The organism is Pseudovibrio exalbescens (assembly GCF_028737195.1).
In the GTDB taxonomy this organism is placed as follows: domain Bacteria; phylum Pseudomonadota; class Alphaproteobacteria; order Rhizobiales; family Stappiaceae; genus Pseudovibrio; species Pseudovibrio zosterae.
In genome coordinates this window covers 355,513-373,688 of record NZ_JAQZAJ010000004.1, presented here as the reverse complement: position 1 = coordinate 373,688, position 18,176 = coordinate 355,513, and the positions used below count along the sequence as shown (strand labels likewise).

Genomic DNA, 18,176 nt, shown 5'->3' with positions numbered 1-18,176 from the left:
TTTACTTACGTGTGACAGAGCCCACTGGATCACTAAACAAGACTGAAGCGTTCATGTGATCCAATACGCGTTAACCCACATACGAATAACAGATTGAAATCAGGGAACAAGTCTTAATGAAGATTGCGGTTATCGGGTCTGGTATTTCGGGTCTATCAGCAGCGTGGCTACTCTCCAAAGCCCATCACGTCACTCTTTACGAGAAGGATGACCGTTTAGGCGGGCACTCCAATACGCAAAGTGTGGCGGTCGATGGCGAGAGAGTGGACGTCGATACTGGGTTCATAGTTTATAATGAACGGACCTACCCCAACCTAACAGCCTTCTTCGACCACATGGGGGTAGCAACAGACGCTTCTGACATGTCCTTCGCTATTTCCGCACAGCAAGGCGCCTATGAGTATTCTGGCTGCGGTTTTAATGGACTGTTTGCGCAACGGAAAAACCTCTTCAGCCTCCGTTTCTGGAGCATGTTGAAAGACATCAAACGCTTCTATGACAACGCAGCAGCGGATGCAGAAAGGCTGCCGCCAGACTACACCCTACGGTCTTATTTGAATGAGCAGCGCTACTCCGAAGGGTTTATCCATGATCATCTCATTCCAATGGGGGCGGCCATTTGGTCCATGCCAGCGGAACGGATGATGGCGTTCCCGTTTCAAAGCTTCATAGGTTTTTGTCAAAACCATGGATTGATCCAGTTCCGCGATCGCCCGAAGTGGCGAACGGTAGCCGGAGGCTCGAAAAATTACATCTCAAAGATTGCCGAAGAAATTTCCGGCTCCATCGAACTGAACACGGCAATCACTCAGCTGAACAGATTGCCAGGTTTCGTTGAGATCGTTGACCGCAACGGGGACAGCCAGCGCTATGATCATGTTGTCATAGCGGCGCATTCAGACCAGGCCCTTCGCATCCTCGAAAGCGGAAGCCTTGGCGCCAGTGACCAAGAACGCGCGCTTTTGGGCTCGATCCACTACCAGAAGAATATTGCGCTACTGCACACTGATAAGAGCCTGATGCCGAAAACACGCAAAGCTTGGGCAAGCTGGAACTACCTCAAGACCGAGGAGGAAGGCGAGACCAGCCTCTGCGTTACCTACTGGATGAATCGGTTGCAGAACCTAAACGTGAGCAAGGATCTTTTCGTTACGCTGAACCCTACTCACCAGCCCGCTGAAGGCACTATCTTGCGCAGCATGGTTTACAGCCACCCCGTGTTTGACAGCAACGCGCTCAAAGCTCAATCTAGCCTTTGGGAACTGCAGGGCCACAACCGCACATGGTTCTGCGGCGCTTATTTTGGACATGGGTTCCACGAAGACGGGTTGCAGTCAGGATTGGCTGTGGCTGAGGCGTTGGGGAACGTACGCCGTCCGTGGAATGTTGAAAACGAGTCTGGCCGCATCCCACTGGTGCAAGCAGGGATATCTGCAACGGATCGGCAGGCGGCGGAGTAGAAGCAATGGCAGCTTTCACAGCGGCAGCAGCTGCTCCGACAACAGAGCCAGCAGCTTTCTATCTGGGTGATGTCGTGCATACCCGTCACCAAGACCTGAACCATAGCCTGAAATACAAAGTATTCTCTCTACTTACAGATGTAGACCGCCTGGAGGAGCTAAATCAGGTAAGCCGTCTTTTTTCGGTCAACAGGTGGAACCTTTTCAGCTTCTGCGAGCGCGATCACATGGAGGCTGGAGAGGCGTCGATACGTGGCTTCGTTGAGAAACTCCTGATCGAAAACGGCCTTCATTTCCAGGCCGGCCGGATTGATCTGCTCGCCTATCCGCGCTTCCTTGGCCATGCCTTCAATCCGCTATCGATCTTCTATTGTCACGACGTCGATGGAAAGTTGCGAGCCATTTTGTATCAAGTCCGCAACACCTTCGGAGAGTGGCATCACTACCTCACCGAGGTGGAGCAGGATCAGGTGGCCTACGACCACTCCTGCGACAAGAACTTCTATGTATCACCTTTCATTCATATGGAGTGCACCTACCACTTCAAGGTGCGCAAACCAGATGAAAGCGTTTCCGTGGTAATCCGTCAGACCGACAGAAACGGTCCCATGCTGACAGCTGCCTTCAGAGGTCAGAGGCAAAAGCTGACGTCAGGCAAACTGCTATGGTTCGCCCTACGATATTTTCAGGGTGGCTTCAAAATACTGGCTGGCATTCATTGGGAGGCTCTCAAGATGTGGGCAAAGGGAGCCAAACTTCAGCCAAGGCCCGAACCGCCGGCTCGTCTTGTAACTAAAATGTCATCAGAAACAGTAACATACGGCAAGGAAGTCCAATGAGCATTGATGAGAACCGTGTCGCCGTAACCTCCGCTGAAACAAAGAAATCTCACGGCCGCCTCCCAACAATGAACCTCTGGCGTCGGATGATCGTTGCAGTGCTGCGGCATCTGGAGCGAGGCCACCTCACACTCGTTTTTCCTGAAGGAAACCGCGCCGAGTTTGGTGTGAAGAGCACCAATGCTCCCAGTGTTGAGGTCCGCATTCACAACGAGCGTACTTTCCGACGCCTTGCCCTTGGTGGGCACCTTGCGTTGGCTGAATGCTATATGGAAGGGGATTGGAGCTGCTCTGACCTGACAGACCTATTTGAGCTCTTCCTGATCAACACCAAGAGCTTCCGTGGCATCCACTTAAAGGGAACCACCACGCGATGGCTCAACCGCATCATGCATTGGATGAACTCCAACACAAAGCGCGGCAGCAAGCGAAACATCGCGTTCCACTATGACCTCGGAAATGCCTTTTATGAACAATGGCTGGATCCGAGCATGACCTACTCCTCTGCCTACAACTACGATGGACAGATGCCGCTTGAAGTTGCCCAGAGACAAAAAAACGACCGGGTTCTGGATCTGGCAGGTGCAACGACGGGGCATCGCATTCTTGAGATTGGTTGCGGTTGGGGTGGCTTTGCCGAAACTGCAGCGCAGCGTGGAGCTCACGTTCACGGTATAACGCTTTCAAATGAGCAGCTGAATTACGCCCGGCAGCGAAGCCTGTCTAAGGGGTTTTCTGACAATGCGAAGTTTGAGCTTCGGGACTACCGAGACACCGAAGGAAGCTATGACCACATCGTTTCGATCGAGATGATTGAGGCGGTCGGAAAAGACAACTGGGACCACTACTGTTCCATCATCCGCGATCGTCTCACCGAAAAAGGTTCGGCGGTCATTCAGGCGATCGTAATCGAAGATGCCCGCTACGAGCAGTACAGCAAGAGCGTTGACTTCATCCAGAAGTACATTTTCCCAGGAGGCATGCTTCCCAGCCCATCGATCCTGAAGGACATCATCAGCCGATGTGGCCTGAAATTGGTCCATGAGGAGTATTTTGGGCACGACTATGCCCGTACCCTCGCCAAATGGAACGAAAGCTTCATGGCGGCTTGGCCTCGTATTTCCTCAATGGATTTCGATGAGCGCTTCAAACGGATGTGGCAATACTACCTTGCCTACTGCGAGGCCGGTTTCAAGGCGAAGTCGATTGATGTCGGCTTCTACAAGGTGGTCCGTGCGTTCTAGGCGAGATCTTACCCTCTATGCATTGCCGGGGTTGGCCACCGCGCTGCCAACCCTCCCGGTGCTTGTCCTTCTTCCGCAATACTATGCGACCGCAACAACATTGAGTTTGGCGAGCATTGGCCTCGCCCTTCTCATTGCCCGTTTGCTGGACATGGCAACAGACCCTGCTGTGGGCTGGCTGATGGACACAGTCCCCACACGCTGGGGCCGTAGAAAACCATGGATGTTGCTCGGCGGTCTTTTTGCTGCACCAGCGCTTATCGTTTTATCGCTTCCGTCTGCGGATACCACCCTCTTCCAACTCGCCTTGTTCCTATGTGCGCTATATGTGGGGTGGACGTTTTTCTCCATCCCCTACAATGCACTGGGCGCGGAGCTTGCCCGGGATGCATATGAACGAACCCGCTTTGCCTCAGCTCGCGAAGCGGCAACTCTGGCAGGCATTGTTCTTGCCAGCGCGTTACCAGTCGTTCTCAAGGCTGCGGGTGTTGTAACCGAGGATCAGTTCTTTGCCATAGCCATCATCACAATTGTGACCGGCGCTATAACAATAACCATGCTGCTCGCAGTGGTCCAAGAGGATGAACATGTTCCGCCCGCTCCTGTCCATCAGACGGAGGCGCAATGGCGTGGTTTCTTCGCCAGTTTGAAAGGCAACACCCCGTTCGTGGTCATTTTGTCTGCGTGGTTCTTTAATGGCCTGGCGAACGGAACAGGGACGGTTTTGTTTCCGTTTTTCCTGTCAGATGCGCTCAAGACCACGGACCAGCAAAAAAACCTGCTGATTTTTCTCTATTTCTTTTGCGCGATCGCAGGGCTGCCGATCTGGCTGGTGCTAAGCAAGCACTTTGACAAAGCAAGGCTATGGCTATGCTCAATCATTATTGTGTCCGTGACCTTCACCACTGTGCCATTTCTGCCAGAAGGTGCAGTGCTGGAGTTCGGAATTATCTGCGTGATTACTGGGGTGTGCCTTGGAGCTGACCTTGCTTTGCCCGCCTCCCTGTTCGCCGACGTGACAGATTGGGACGAGCTACAAACAAAGCGCAAACGTCGGGGCATCCTCTATTCGTCGTGGACGCTGGTCGCGAAACTTTCGCTGGCACTGGCAGCGGGCTTTTGCCTACCTCTTGTTGGCGCTCTGGGCTTTACGCCGGGCGCTGATAACACCCCAGAAGCGTTGACAGCACTGGCTGTGATCTACGCATTGTTGCCTGTATCATTGAAAATGGGAGTATTGTGGCTGATGTGGAGGTTCCCGATCACGACGAAAGCGCACCGGTCCATACAGCGTCGGCTGGAAGTCAGAGAACGCGCCTAACTGATGGATGCGCGTTTCTTGACCCAACGTATCATGCTGCCGATTACCGGGATGCGGGTATAAAAGTGGGTGCTCGCATCCCAATAGTCATAGTGGGCAGAGATACGCCCCTGCGCATCAAAGTGTAGCTCGGTCATGCCGCGCACACCCCAATCACCCAGGCGCTTCTGGTGGCACGTGAAATCCCAACGCATGAAGCAAAGCCCATTGGACCATGCGAGATCGAGGATCTGAAACTTCGGTTGTTGAACATCATGGAACATCCGATGCAGGATCTTTTCGACCATGTCCCGGCCACGAACATCATTGAACGGGTCAATGAAATGAACGTCGTCGGAGATCATTCCGTGAACCGCATCTATGTTTTCTGGCGAGACCGTTTCGAAGAATTTTGCGTATGCGAGAGCCGTTTCCTCTGCACTTTGTAGTTCCTCAGTGCGTGCCATTAGCGCAGTAGTCTCCTCATCATGCGGAAGTAAAGTGAATATGGAAGGTGCCTTAGCACACGCAGGATCAGCGCCATTTGCCATGGGAATGCAATGTCAAACGTGCCTTTGCGCATGCCTTTGATGATGTACGAACCGGCCTCATCAGGCTCTATGATGAACGGCATCTCAAACTCGTTCTTGTCAGTTAGCGGAGTGCGAACGAAACCGGGGTTTATAACGGACAGCTGAATGCCGACCGCATCAAGTTCGGGCTTCAACGTTTCACACAGGCTGATTAGAGCAGCTTTTGTCGGACCATAGACCGACGCATTCGGTAGGCCTGCGTACCCGGTCAAGGATGAGACGATGCCGATTGCACCGCTGCCGCGCTCCGTCATCGCGGGAAGCACGGCTTGCAGCGTGCGAACAGCGCCACCGTAGTTCACGTCCATATGTCGCATGGCCTCACCGGCTGTGAGAACGCTCAATCCACCGGGGGTATAGACCGCCGCGCAATAGATTATCAGCTCAGGCACACCAACTCCGCGGCACACTTTGTCGAAGGAAGCCCGGACACTATCTTCATCGGTGACATCTACCGGTACAGAAACGAGCCCTTGAACTTCCTCCGCCAACTGATCAAGAGCTGCTACACTCCGCGCGCTGACCGCGACTTTGACGCCAGCACGTCCCAATTGCTGTGCAACTGCCGCACCAATGCCGGAGCTCGCTCCCAGCACCCAGGCTGATTGCCAAGGTAGAACCCGTTCAGCCATTCCTAGCCCTTACACCTGAAGAAGATAGTAGAACCGTCTTGCGCCTTGAATCTAAGCCCGACCCAGCGCCCTCGGCTATCGTACCACGCCTCGGTATCGATTTGCCCAGTGTACTGATAACGGGTTGCATTGATGGTTCGATTTTCGCACTGAAGCTGCTCCGTGCCACGGTTGCGAATGCTGACGTTACTGATCTTACCGGTCAAAGTATTGAGTACACGCCGCTGCTGGAGCACGCCGGGGTTCCAGTGGTTGGATGGGAATATGTTACCTGATACACTCCGGTTCTCCCCATTGGCAGTCCACACGAACTTGTTGCCCTGTCGCTTCCCAGCAAGGTCCTTTTTTTCACCATTGTTGTTCAGGTCGACTTCCAACGCTTGCAAGGTGCCGTTACTCCAGCGTTCGTTTGCACTGTAGTTGAAACGATAAACAGGGATACCAAGGAAGCGGGCGCGCAAGCGCATGTCGACACTCACGTTCAGATTAGCCTCGGAACCAGAAAACCGCGTTGTGTACGTTCCAATAGGCTTGCCGTCGCGCTCGACTGTGAAGTTGATGTTTGATGGGGCCGCGAGCGCCTCAGCACTTAAAGCACCGGCAAAAAGAGCACCTATCAGAGCAGATCTGTAGCTGGGCATGATTGCATTCCCTCTGTTTTTGTTGTTCTCGCTACGCGTCAAAACATCGCAAGGATCACCCTATTCCGTCAACAAATCCAAGCACTCCTGCATATTCGGGAGGAAAACAGGTGTTGGAGACACTTAAATGGATCCATGGCATCAGGACACAACAACAGAAGAAACCTACGACCTCTCACTTGTGACGCTACCAATAGCGCAAAGAAAAAGGCCCGGAAGCGATTGCTTCCGGGCCTTCTCACTATGTTTGGTACTTTTGATTATTCAGCTGCAGTTGCAGCCTTTTCCTTCTTTGCCTTTTCAGTGGCAAGATCGGTTACATCGTCGGTGCGGCCTTCAACGAAGGTGCGACCGTAGTAGGCATCGAGCAGAAGCTGCTTGATTTCGGAGATCAGTGGGAAGCGCGGGTTTGCGCCGGTGCACTGGTCGTCGAATGCTTCAACAGCAACTTCGTCGAACTTGGCGTTGAACTGATCTTCCGTGATGCCGAGGTCCTTCAGGCCTGCTGGAATGTCCAGAGCCTTCTTGACGCTTTCAATCCACGCGATCAGCTTTTCAACCTTCTGGTCGTTGGAGTCACCAGCAGCGGTCAGCTTCAGGTGATCAGCAATTTCAGCGTAACGGCACTTCGCAGTTGGGCGTGCATACTGTGAGAATGCAGTCTGCTTAACTGGGTTGTCGTTCGCGTTGTAGCGGATCACGTTGGAGATCAGCATTGCGTTTGCCAGACCGTGAGGAACGTGGAAAGCAGAGCCGATCTTGTGCGCGATGGAGTGACAGACGCCCAAGAAGGAGTTAGCGAAAGCAACACCAGCGATTGTTGCGCCGTTGTGTACCTTTTCGCGTGCGATTGGAGACTCCGCACCCTTTTCGTAGGATTCTACCAAGTTCTCCTTGAGCAGCTTCAGAGCCTGAAGAGCCTGGCCGTCGGAGTACTCGTTAGCCAGAACAGAGACGTACGCCTCGGTTGCGTGGGTGATCGCATCGATACCACCAAACGCGGTCAGGGACTTCGGCATGTTCATGACCAAGTTCGCATCAACGATAGCCATGTTTGGCGTCAGTTCGTAGTCGGCGATTGGGTACTTGATGCCAGTTTCGTCATCGGTGACAACCGCGAACGGAGTAACTTCAGAACCGGTACCAGAAGTGGTTGGGATCGCGACCATCTTGGCCTTAACGCCCATCTTCGGGAACTTGTAAATACGCTTGCGGATATCCATGAAGCGCAGAGCAAGATCGGCGAAGTCAACATCTGGGTGTTCGTACATGACCCACATGATCTTCGCGGCATCCATTGGTGAACCACCGCCAATTGCGACGATCACGTCTGGCTTGAAGGAGTGACAAAGTTCAGCACCCTTGCGCACGATAGACAGTGTTGGGTCGGCTTCGACGTCATAGAACACGTCAGTTTCCATACCCAGCTTCTTCAAGGTCTTTACGGTTTCATCGGTGTAACCGTTCTTGAAGAGGAAGCCATCGGTTACGATCAGCGCACGCTTGGCACCCTTCAGATCTTCCAGCGCGATTGGCAAGGAGCCACGGCGGAAGTAGATGGATTCTGGAAGTTTGTGCCACAGCATGTTTTCAGCTCTCTTTGCAACGGTCTTTTTGTTGATCAAGTGCTTCGGACCAACGTTTTCGGAGATGGAGTTACCACCCCAAGAGCCGCAGCCCAGCGTCAGTGACGGAGCAAGAGAGAAGTTGTAGAGGTCACCAATACCGCCGTGAGAAGCAGGAGAGTTGATCAGGATACGGGCCGTTTTCATGCGGTTACCGAATTCCTTGACGCGATCGCTGCAACGGTCCTGGTCGGTGTAATAAACGGAAGTATGACCAATACCACCCAGAGCGACCAGCGCCTCAGCCTTGGTGAAGGCTTCGTCGTAGTCCTTGGCGCGGTACATAGCCAATGTTGGAGACAGCTTCTCGTGTGCAAATGGCTCCGCATCGGAAGTGTCAGACACTTCACAGATAAGGATTTTGGTGTCCGCAGGAACTTTCACGCCTGCCATCTCAGCGATCTTAGGAGCTGGCTGGCCAACAATAGCGGCGTTCAGGGAACCGTTCTTCATCAGAACGTCCTTAACGGCCTTAACTTCCTTGCCCTTCAGAATGTAGCCTTTGTGGGATGAGAAGCGCTCTTTAACCTGCTCGTAGATCGCATCAACAACGATGACCGACTGCTCAGAAGCACAGATCACGCCGTTGTCGAAGGTCTTTGACATTAGTACAGAGGCGACCATGCGCTTGATGTCGGCGAACTCATCAACAACCACAGGGGTGTTACCAGCACCAACACCGATAGCAGGCTTACCGGAGGAGTAGGCAGCCTTCACCATGCCTGGGCCACCAGTTGCAAGGATCAGGTTGATATCGTCGTGGGTCATGAGTGCGTTGGACAGCTCAACAGAAGGAGTATCGATCCAGCCGATGATGTCCTTCGGAGCGCCAGCCTTGATAGCTGCTTCAAGCACGATGCGAGCTGCTTCGTTGGTGGCGTTCTTTGCACGTGGGTGTGGGCTGAAGATAATGCCGTTGCGGGTCTTCAAGCTGATCAGCGCCTTGAAGATCGCGGTGGAGGTTGGGTTCGTGGTTGGAACGATACCGCAGATCAGACCGGTTGGCTCAGCAATGGTGATTGTGCCAAAGGTCTCGTCTTCTTCAAGAATGCCGCAGGTCTTTTCGTCCTTGTACTTGTTGTAGATGTACTCGGAAGCGAACTGGTTCTTGATAACCTTGTCTTCCATCACACCCATGCCGCTTTCTTCAGCAGCCATGCGTGAGAGTGGAATACGATTGTCAGCTGCTGCAAGAGCGGCCGCACGGAAGATCGCATCTACCTGTTCCTGAGTGTACTCAGAGTAGATTTTCTGTGCTTTTTTTACGCGCGCGACGAGGGCGTCGAGTTCTTCGCGATTACTGACCGGCATGTTGATCCTCCAATAGCCCAGTGATTGGTCACAGGGCCGATTACAGAACATGCTTGTCACATAATCCTGTAATCGAACGCCAAGCCCGGCGTTAACCCCGTAGTGACTAGGACATTAGTGTAACAAAATGGCAGGAGTCAGGATGATCTAGATCAAACATTTGAGATATATGAGGAGTTGATCTGAAATTTTTTGGTAGATTTGTAAATAATCGCTCAAACCCAGACATGGGATGATGAATTGACACAAATTGGTAACATATTGAAACATTAAAAAATACGCGTTTTTGCGCACTTTCTACGTTCAATTACGCAGGAACTTTAAATTTTCTCTAAGTAACCTAGTCCATAGATGTATACAATTTCATGACAACTTCCTCTCTCGCAGAGGTGATTCTCGCTTTGGCTGTAGCTTAAAAAGGTACGGGAGCCTCAAACCAGAGAAACTCACCATTTGCCGGATGATGTAGCCCAAGCTTGTGGGCGTGCAAACAAAGCCGGTTAGATGCAGCCAGCGCCTCCGCACCCGCATAAAAGCGATCTCCAAGTATGGGATGCCCCAAACTGAGCATATGCACTCTAAGCTGATGTGAGCGTCCCGTTATCGGGCTAAGACGTACGAGCGCACAGGCTTCTTCACGCGCCAACACTTCCCATTTGGTTTGTGCGGATCGCCCCAACTCGTGATCCACCATCTGGCGAGGCCTGTTGGGCCAGTCGCACCGCAAAGGCAAGTCAACAAGCCCCTCATTCTTTTCAGGCTGGCCCCAGATGCGTGCAATATAGGTTTTCCTGGTCTTGCGACGCTCAAACTGCAGCCCAAGATGCCGATGCGCCTGCGCGTTCATCGCCATCACAATCACTCCGGACGTATCCATATCCAGACGATGAACGATCCGGGCGTCGCCAAATTTGCCCTGAGCGCGCCGCTCCAGACAGTCCTTCAGATGATCCGCCTTGCCAGGCACGCTTAGCAAACCACTGGGCTTGTTCAAGACAAGGATGTCATCGTCCTGATGCAACACATCCAAAAACGGCTCTGTGGGCGGATTGTAAATGAATGGGGGATTTGGGTCAGCCATGCTGCGCTTATACCCACGTTCAACGGCAGGTCAATCCCACACCACGTATCACTCGGCCCCTCCGGTTCACCTGCCTAATATTGGTTCTTTAGTTGGAAATTTATGAGGATCAGAAAAAGGCATCTTTACTGATCACGTAAGCAGCACTAGCTTCCACTATACGTCAACAATCAACCACTCGAATATGGGTAAACATCCCACCGCAACGGAGGAAAATCGATGAGTGTTGAAGCAATTGCTGCTGGCATCAAAGACAAGGTCGCTTCCAGTGGCTTTGACAGCTCAATCAAGTTCGACTGTGGCGACGACGGCATTCTCGTCATCGACGGCACAGAGGTTTCTACAGGCGACAAAGACGCCGATTGCACAATCGCTGTAGCTCTCGAAGACCTGCAGGCAATCATCGACGGCGATCTCAACCCAACCGCCGCATTCATGCAGGGTAAAGTTAAGGTTGATGGCGACATGAGCGTTGCCATGAAGCTTGGCGAAATCATCTAAAAATGGCAGATAGCGCGAGTACCAACACAGACTACTTGAAGGTTGCAGCAGAGACCGATCAAGAACTATTTGGAATTTCCGAGCTAGCCTTGGAATTCAATGTGTCCACTCGCGCTATCCGCTTTTATGAAAACAAAGGCCTTCTGTCCCCTAGACGTGTAAACGGTCACCGCATTTTCACCAAACGCGACCGCGCCCGCTTGGCCTTGATTTTGCGGGCAAGATCTATCGGCTACTCTCTCGGCGAAATTTCTCACTACCTTGACCTCTACGGTCACTCTGGCAGCGGCCAGCAGGAGCAGCTCAAATACCTGATCGAACGCACAGCCGAGACCATCGCGGATCTTGAGAACCGCAAAGCCATGATCGAGCAGACTCTATCTGAACTAAAGGCAATCAACGCCGAAGCAAGACGCTGCATCAAAGAGCAACGCAGCGCCTGAGCACGGTCATGTAGTTTAGTTTGGCAGCTTATCTGCCGGATTATCAGCAATCAGGTCCAGCATGGTTGCCCACTTGTTGATATAGAGCTGGATTTCCTCATCAGTCCGGAACATCGCGTCCAGCATTACGAAGCCCGACATCATGCTTCTTGAGGCGGTAAGAATGAGATCAATCGACACGATGCTGGTGTTGCAAACCTTTAGATAGTCCGAAATTACCTCTTCTGTGCGCTCGGCATAAACGTCGATTGAGGGCGCAATCTTGCTCCTCAAACTCTCCTCTGTCCTAGCGGCAACCAGGATCTCGAGCAACGCGATGAACTCAGGCGAGTGCATTTGATTCGCCCACCAATCCCGCATCAATTCTGAAATCTTGAGCGGACGCCCCGTGTTTTCACTTATCCACTCCAGTGTCAGTCGGAGAGATTTGTCGAGAACACGTTCCGCAACGAAGACCATCAGGTCTTCTTTTGTTTTGAAATGATGCTGCAGTGCGCCCTGCGAGAACGAACTGGCCTCGGCGATTTTCTTAATGGATGCACTATGATAGCCCTTTTCATGCAAACATTTGATTGCCGCCAGCACAATATCGCGCTTCATACGGTCGCTTTTCTGCGCCTGATGCGACTTCTGCCCCTCGTCTGCCACCATGATTCCGTGCTTATTCATTTTTCCCCTCAAAGTGTCTTGTAAAAAAACCATATGTATGTATTTTTTTCAAGAGCTAGGTTTAATCACTTAAACAGCGTTCTTTGGGAGGAGAAACTATGTATAGGGATAACCAGACCGTTATGAGCACCGCTGGGTTGAAGAGTACTGGCACCACCGTGGTAATCGGCGACCCTCATCCTGCGTATGCCGCAGCGTTGGCAGGCATCTATGCATCGGCTCATCCGGGCGTTTCAATCTTCACCACAACATGCTTCAATGAGCTCGCCTCTCAAGCTGCAGCAAATCCGGGTGCCATCGTTCTTGTAAATCCCAAGATGGACAACGCTCCAGGGCTGAGCACCACTGTCACGCTGCGCGAGACCTGCGACATCTCACGGCTTATTGTCCTCATCGATCAGGACAATGCGGGTCTGGGCGCGTACTTCATGACCCGCGGCGCACAAGCGGCCGTGTCAAAGTCAGCAGAATTCACAGCGCTTCAGGACATTCTTCTGCGCGGCGCACAGGACCTTTCTCTGGACAAAGCGAATGACGATGAGCCAGAGGCCTTCACGCTGGACTTTTATGAAGGCCTCGCCAACCTGACAAAGCGTCAGGCAACAATTCTGAACTATCTGAAGCAAGGCAAGCTGAACAAGCAGATTGCTCATGAGCTTGGCATCTCCGAAGCAACCGTCAAGCACCATGTGTCCGCACTTCTGAGCGCACTGGGCTTTTATTCGCGCAGTCAGCTTGTAGCGATGATCAACGAGCTTGGCATCAACGTAGACTATCGTCCGCGCAGCCGTGCGCGTTCAAACCTGCGCAACCTGCAGGACTATCGCGGCAAACCCGGAATGGTGAACGGGAATGCTGCAAATACTGTTGCCCCTAGCACACTGGCAGCAGTTCACGCCTGAAAAAGGCTTTCCTCCTGAGAAACTGTGAAAGGCCGGCTGCTCGAGCCGGCCTCTTTTTGCACTATAAGACGATCAGCTTTGGCGAAGCGTGCGAACAGCGCGCTCAACACCGCGCAGCTCAGCCAAGCCGCGAAGACGGCCAACAGCCGGGTAACCCGGAGCGGACTTCATCTTCAAATCGGTCAGCATCGCATGGCCGTGATCCGGGCGGAACGGAATAAGATCAGCCCACCCTTCAGCCTTGCGGCGCTCTTCTTCATCAACCAAAGCACCGATTACGCCAACCATATCTACGTCCCCGTCAAGATGATCCGCCTCATGGAAAGAGGAAGGATTCTCTTCACGCTTGGTTGCGCGCAGGTGAACGAAATGAATCCGGTCTCCCCAACGCTTCGCCATGCCGACCAGGTCATTGTCCGGACGAACACCAAGCGAGCCTGTACAGAACGTAAAGCCGTTTGCAGGATCGTCTACGGCCTTGGAAATATACTCATAGTCACTCTCGGTCGAGCAAACGCGCGGCAGACCCAGAAGCGGACGAGGAGGATCGTCAGGGTGGATCGCCATGACCGCGCCCTCTTCGATGCAAACCGGCACGACTTCTTTCAGGAACAATGCCAGATGCTCGCGCAGCTTGTCCGCATCAATACCATCATAAGCGCTTAGATGCTGACGCAGCTGTTCAACGGTATAGCTCTCTTCGGAACCTGGAAGCCCAGCGATGATTGTCTTTACCAGCTTGTCTCTGGCGGCCTCATCCATGGCGTCAAAGGCAGCCTTTGCGCGTGCGACTTCATCAGCAGTGTACTCATCTTCAGCACCCTTGCGTTCAAGGATGTAAAGATCAAAAGCTGCAAAGACATCCGCATCAAAACGCAGGCACGTCGCACCCGTTGGCAACTCAAAGGTCAGATCTGTACGCGTCCAGTCCAGAACCGGCATGAAGTTGTAGCAAATCTTTGTAATGCCGCAGGTCACAAGGTTGCGGATCGACTGCTTGTAGGCGTCAATGTGCTTTTGAAAATCGCCTGTGCGCGTCTTGATATCTTCATGGACCGGGATGCTTTCGACCACAGACCAAACCAGACCAGCAGCTTCAATTTCATCTTTGCGCTTCTGGATTTCTTCAACTGGCCAAACAATCCCATTAGGAATGTGATGCAAGGCCGACACGATACCTGTTGCGCCTGCCTGACGAATGTCAGCAAGGGTTACAGGATCATTTGGACCATACCAGCGCCATGTCTGTTCCATGTGCTTTCTCTTTTTGGTTCAGAGGGCATCTTGCCCTGGTTTAAGCTTCGCGCACTGCCGCCAGAGGGTCAGCATCAAACAGGTACGCATCAAATGCAGGATCATCGACATCCGAGAGTTCCAGCAGGGTCAGGCGAACATTTTCCAGATGCTGCCACATGGCCTGACGTGCCATCTGCGGATCACGACATTGCAGGGCTGTCAGAATAGACTGGTGATCCTCCAACCATTTCTGCCGATAGCCACTGTCAAACACCCGGTCATGAAGTCTCTCCCACATGCGAGACCGGTTTCGCATGCCCCAAAGGTTATCGACGGACGCCACAAGAACGGAGTTCTGACTGGCAATAGCAATTTGGCGATGAAACAACTCATCTGCGTGGTAGGCATCTCCACCTGCTTCCAACTCAGCGCGTTCCTGATCAAGAAGCTCTCGCATCCGGATGATATCCGCTTTGGTCACCATGGCTGCTGCAAAACCAGCGATGTTGCTTTCCAACAGCTGACGTGCCTGCAACAACTCGAAAGGCCCGATATCGTCCGCCTTGTCCGCATCACCCTCACCGCCCGGCAATCGAGTGACATAAATGCCGGAACCCTTCCGGACATCAACAAGCCCTTCAACTTCAAGCATGATCATTGCATCACGTACCAGCGAGCGGCTCACTCCGAGTTCCTCTGAGATCTGCCGTTCGGTACGAAGCCGATCACCAATGGCATACTTGCCCTGCGCAAGCTCTTCGCGCAAAGAAGCAGCAACATCCTGATATCGACGCTTGTTGACGTCCAGTGTCATCTTCGGTGTCCTATCAGCGCTCGTCTTTCAAAGTGGCGTAGAAGTCTGAAAGCAGCTTGAACGCTTCTTTCTTGGTCTTCTTGTCGGAAGCGATAAGACCCTTACGGTTCCAGCCACGCTGATACATGTTCTGACGGCGCTCCACGCGGAAGTCGTAGAGGATCCAAGGAGAAATCCCCTTTACAAATTCACGCTCTTTCAAAGTCGCAATCTGCTTGCGGTAGACTTCCGCCATGTAGGCCTCACTGAAGAACCCTTTCTCCAGCTTGCCTTCACCAATGTAGCCATCTGCGCCGGTTTCAGAGATAACGACAGGCTTTCCTGGGTCCGAGTTGTCGAGGAACTCAATCAGGTCATCGAAGTTCTCTTCGTACCAACCGTAATACTCGTTGATACCGATCACATTGATGTACTGCGCGAGGCGGTCTTCAATGCGGTTCTTGGTGTGGTTGACCAGACAAGCCGCAGAAGTAAGACGGGTACCATCCATGGAGTTGGCTGTATCGACCAGCCCCTTCATGAAGGCAAGACGCTCATCCGTATCCGGATTTTCATTTCCCACCGACCAGATGATAACCGAAGCACGGTTACGGTCCCGCTTGATGAGCTCGCGCAACTGGTTATCCGCATCCTTGAAGGTTGCAGGGTTCTTGAAATCGATCGCCCAATAAACCGGAATTTCTTCCCACAGCATGAAGCCCAGCTCATCAGCCAACTTGGCTGCGCGCTCATCATGCGGATAGTGTGCAAGCCGCAGGAAGTTACAGTTCAGCTCCTTGGCATGCTCGAACCGCTGCCGCAGATCCTCATCGGTCACAACCTTACCCTTGAACTCGTCGTCCTCATGAACTGAGATGCCCCGCAAGAACACGGATTTACCGTTGAGGAAAAGCTCCTCGCCAATCTGTTTGATCTGACGGAAACCCACACGATCGGTCACACGGTCACCGCCGAAGGTGGCAACTACATCATAAAGACGAGGCGTTTCTGGAGACCAAAGCTCAGGCTTGGCCTCAACAACAAGGCTACCCTTACCGTCTGCATCCACTGCGATCTCGGCGGAGATACCCAGCTCCTCAATGGAAACAGCAACAGAACCAGACGCCACACCATCTACAGCTACATCAATAGCAATGTTGGAGTAGGCATCGTCCGGCAGCATGCGAACGAACAGGTCCTTGATGAAGGCTTTCGGAACCCGATAGAGGTCCACATCGCGGTAGATGCCACCATAGTTGAACCAATCGGTGTTGCGCATAGGAACGCGATCCAGCGTACGGGTGTTGTTCACCACGAGCATGAGCCAGTTCTGGCCCTGCTTTACGCGATCAGTAAGTTCCACATTAAACGGGGTCGAACCACCATAGTGGTTTCCCAAAAACTCACCATTCAGGAAGACTTTACAATCGTATTGAGCCGCCCCGACGCGCAAGAAAAGGCGTTCATCGGTTGGCAACTCGGCAAAGTCGATGGAGCGGGTGTACCAAGCACTACCTTCAAAGAAATACCACTTTTCTTTGAGCATGGACCAGCAGGATGGGACGGGAACCGTCTCACCTACATAGGGATCATAATCATATGGCTCAATTTTCTCTTCAGCAGGCTCTGGCTTGAGGGAGAACCATTTCTGGCGAAGCCCGGTGTCGAGAAGATCGACGCAGAAGTTCCAATCGCCATTCAGCGATTCACCTTCGCGACCACCGACGAAGATAAGACCTTCATAATTGAGGTTCTGCTTGTTGAACGGAACATCATAGTCTTCGTCGTGCAGACAGGCCAACGCGTTGTCGGCACCTTCCATGCGCTCTAGCATCGTCTTCTTACTACCTCAGTTTGGCGGCTCACCCTTTTCAAGAAAACCGCTTCGAAACACTCTTTGATCAACCAGTGCCGCCCGAATTGGTGGCGTCACATCTGTTCGCCCACCCAAATCAACCATTCAGAGAATATGGTTGACCTCTTGCTGAGGTTTTCGGCCCTCAGCCCACCCGCCGGAGGAAAGCGGGTAAGCTGAGGCCCTACTTTATCAAAGCTCACGATGGGACTGAGCGTGCAGTGATCATTTCACTTTTTGGTTTGCCAACACATCCAGAATCTGGCGCGCCGACCCTTATACATTTCTATAATCCGCCCTCATTGTCAAACCATTTTATTATATTGGTTGACCAATATCGAAAAATGAGCGAATAAGAATACACAGAGCTAATTCGGCAGATTCTTGCGGACTATGGGTTAATGCTTACTCTTCCGTAATCATCGGATTGGCCCTCAAGATTAGGCCTGACATCGCCTGATCGCTTAATTGGTCGCCCAACGTAAATGATGAGCGTCCGGCGACCCGGCGCAAGTCCATCATCAGGGAAGAGAAATGAAGGCGCTGACCCGTTTCGTAAATAGTTTACTCAGCACAGTTACGGTTTTCGTTTTTGCTGTGCTTGTTGTTTGTGTTGTGTGGCAGGTTGTGTCGCGCTTTATCCTTGGTCAGCCCAGCACGGTGACCGATGAGATGGCGCGGTTCATGTTCATGTGGATTGGTCTGATTGGCGCGGCGTATACGCTGGGCCAGCGCCGCCACCTTGCCATTGACCTTTTGACCGGCTCTCTTGTCGGGCGCACCAAGCTGCTGTCCGACCTGTTCATCACCCTGGCCATTGCCGTGTTCGCCATCACCATCATGCTTTATGGCGGCTCCAATCTGGTCACAAAGACCCTCGCCACCGGCCAGCTGTCTCCGGCCCTGCGCATCCCCATGGGCTACATCTACGCAGCCATTCCGTTCTCCGGAGCCGTGATCCTGTTTTACTGCGTGGAATTCGCAATCGGTCTGATCAACGGCACCGGCACCGGGCCCAACGATCAACCCGTCGAAGACGCCGCTGAATAGC

The 18,176-nt window shown here is 52.7% G+C and carries 17 protein-coding genes; 8 read left to right on the top strand and 9 right to left on the bottom strand.

The window, feature by feature from the left end; translation table 11 throughout:
• The first annotated feature begins 116 nt into the window (after positions 1–116).
• The 4 genes from PUV47_RS14025 to PUV47_RS14010 are packed head-to-tail and all read left to right on the top strand — an operon-like array spanning position 117 to position 4,864.
• Positions 117–1,460, top strand: a complete 1,344-nt coding sequence (locus PUV47_RS14025) for an NAD(P)/FAD-dependent oxidoreductase (protein ID WP_274219200.1) — start codon at positions 117–119, stop codon at positions 1,458–1,460.
• A 5-nt stretch (positions 1,461–1,465) separates the two neighbouring features.
• On the top strand, positions 1,466–2,299 hold the full coding sequence (locus PUV47_RS14020; protein ID WP_274219199.1) for a DUF1365 domain-containing protein: 834 nt from the start codon (positions 1,466–1,468) through the stop codon (positions 2,297–2,299).
• Positions 2,296–3,543: an SAM-dependent methyltransferase gene (locus tag PUV47_RS14015; protein WP_274219198.1), complete on the top strand. Its 1,248-nt coding sequence runs from the start codon at positions 2,296–2,298 to the stop codon at positions 3,541–3,543. The genes PUV47_RS14020 and PUV47_RS14015 overlap by 4 nt, the downstream gene beginning before the upstream one ends.
• The gene (locus PUV47_RS14010; RefSeq protein ID WP_274219197.1) at positions 3,509–4,864 is read left to right on the top strand and encodes an MFS transporter; all 1,356 of its coding nucleotides are present in this window, start codon (positions 3,509–3,511) and stop codon (positions 4,862–4,864) included. Before PUV47_RS14015 ends, PUV47_RS14010 begins: the two co-directional genes overlap by 35 nt.
• Here the strand turns inward: PUV47_RS14010 and PUV47_RS14005 are convergent.
• The 5 genes from PUV47_RS14005 to PUV47_RS13985 form a co-directional block, all read right to left on the bottom strand.
• Entirely contained in the window at positions 4,861–5,310 is a 450-nt protein-coding gene (locus tag PUV47_RS14005; RefSeq protein ID WP_274219196.1) for a nuclear transport factor 2 family protein, read from the bottom strand. The two genes, PUV47_RS14010 and PUV47_RS14005, sit on opposite strands and share 4 nt — an antisense overlap.
• The gene (locus PUV47_RS14000) at positions 5,310–6,068 is read right to left on the bottom strand and encodes an SDR family NAD(P)-dependent oxidoreductase (RefSeq protein WP_274219195.1); all 759 of its coding nucleotides are present in this window, start codon (positions 6,066–6,068) and stop codon (positions 5,310–5,312) included. Before PUV47_RS14000 ends, PUV47_RS14005 begins: the two co-directional genes overlap by 1 nt.
• Positions 6,069–6,070: 2 nt before the next feature.
• On the bottom strand, positions 6,071–6,709 hold the full coding sequence (locus PUV47_RS13995) for a DUF6134 family protein (protein WP_274219194.1): 639 nt from the start codon (positions 6,707–6,709) through the stop codon (positions 6,071–6,073).
• Between the two features lie 260 nt (positions 6,710–6,969).
• Positions 6,970–9,645 (bottom strand): bifunctional acetaldehyde-CoA/alcohol dehydrogenase, encoded by a 2,676-nt coding sequence (gene adhE, locus PUV47_RS13990; protein ID WP_274219193.1) that lies wholly within the window; start codon positions 9,643–9,645, stop codon positions 6,970–6,972.
• Positions 9,646–10,057: 412 nt separating this feature from the next.
• Entirely contained in the window at positions 10,058–10,726 is a 669-nt protein-coding gene (locus tag PUV47_RS13985; protein ID WP_274219192.1) for an RluA family pseudouridine synthase, read from the bottom strand.
• Positions 10,727–10,945: 219 nt separating this feature from the next.
• Here PUV47_RS13985 and PUV47_RS13980 point away from each other — a divergent pair, with 219 nt between their 5' ends.
• Together PUV47_RS13980 and PUV47_RS13975 are read left to right on the top strand one after the other, a co-directional pair.
• Positions 10,946–11,227, top strand: coding sequence for an SCP2 sterol-binding domain-containing protein (locus PUV47_RS13980; protein WP_274219191.1), 282 nt, complete (start codon positions 10,946–10,948; stop codon positions 11,225–11,227).
• Positions 11,228–11,229: 2 nt separating this feature from the next.
• Complete coding sequence (locus PUV47_RS13975; protein WP_274219190.1) at positions 11,230–11,670, top strand: MerR family transcriptional regulator; 441 nt, start codon at positions 11,230–11,232, stop codon at positions 11,668–11,670.
• Positions 11,671–11,685: 15 nt separating this feature from the next.
• Here the strand turns inward: PUV47_RS13975 and PUV47_RS13970 are convergent, their stop codons facing one another.
• Positions 11,686–12,372 (bottom strand): TetR/AcrR family transcriptional regulator, encoded by a 687-nt coding sequence (locus tag PUV47_RS13970; RefSeq protein ID WP_274219189.1) that lies wholly within the window; start codon positions 12,370–12,372, stop codon positions 11,686–11,688.
• Between the two features lie 65 nt (positions 12,373–12,437).
• Between PUV47_RS13970 and PUV47_RS13965 the strand changes: the two genes are divergently transcribed.
• Positions 12,438–13,241, top strand: coding sequence for a response regulator transcription factor (locus PUV47_RS13965; RefSeq protein WP_274219188.1), 804 nt, complete (start codon positions 12,438–12,440; stop codon positions 13,239–13,241).
• A gap of 72 nt (positions 13,242–13,313) precedes the next feature.
• Here PUV47_RS13965 and uxuA read toward each other — a convergent pair whose 3' ends face one another.
• The 3 genes from uxuA to PUV47_RS13950 are packed head-to-tail and all read right to left on the bottom strand — an operon-like array spanning position 13,314 to position 17,104.
• On the bottom strand, positions 13,314–14,495 hold the full coding sequence (gene uxuA / locus PUV47_RS13960; protein WP_274219187.1) for a mannonate dehydratase: 1,182 nt from the start codon (positions 14,493–14,495) through the stop codon (positions 13,314–13,316).
• 40 nt (positions 14,496–14,535) lie between these two features.
• Positions 14,536–15,291 carry an FCD domain-containing protein gene (locus PUV47_RS13955; protein ID WP_274219186.1) on the bottom strand — a complete coding sequence of 252 codons (756 nt, stop codon included), beginning with the start codon at positions 15,289–15,291 and terminating at the stop codon, positions 14,536–14,538.
• 13 nt (positions 15,292–15,304) lie between these two features.
• Positions 15,305–17,104, bottom strand: a complete 1,800-nt coding sequence (locus PUV47_RS13950) for a glycoside hydrolase family 2 protein (RefSeq protein WP_274219185.1) — start codon at positions 17,102–17,104, stop codon at positions 15,305–15,307.
• A gap of 555 nt (positions 17,105–17,659) precedes the next feature.
• On the opposite strand from PUV47_RS13950, the gene PUV47_RS13945 reads away from it, so the two are divergent.
• Entirely contained in the window at positions 17,660–18,175 is a 516-nt protein-coding gene (locus PUV47_RS13945) for a TRAP transporter small permease (RefSeq protein ID WP_274219184.1), read from the top strand.
• Position 18,176: the final 1 nt, after the last annotated feature.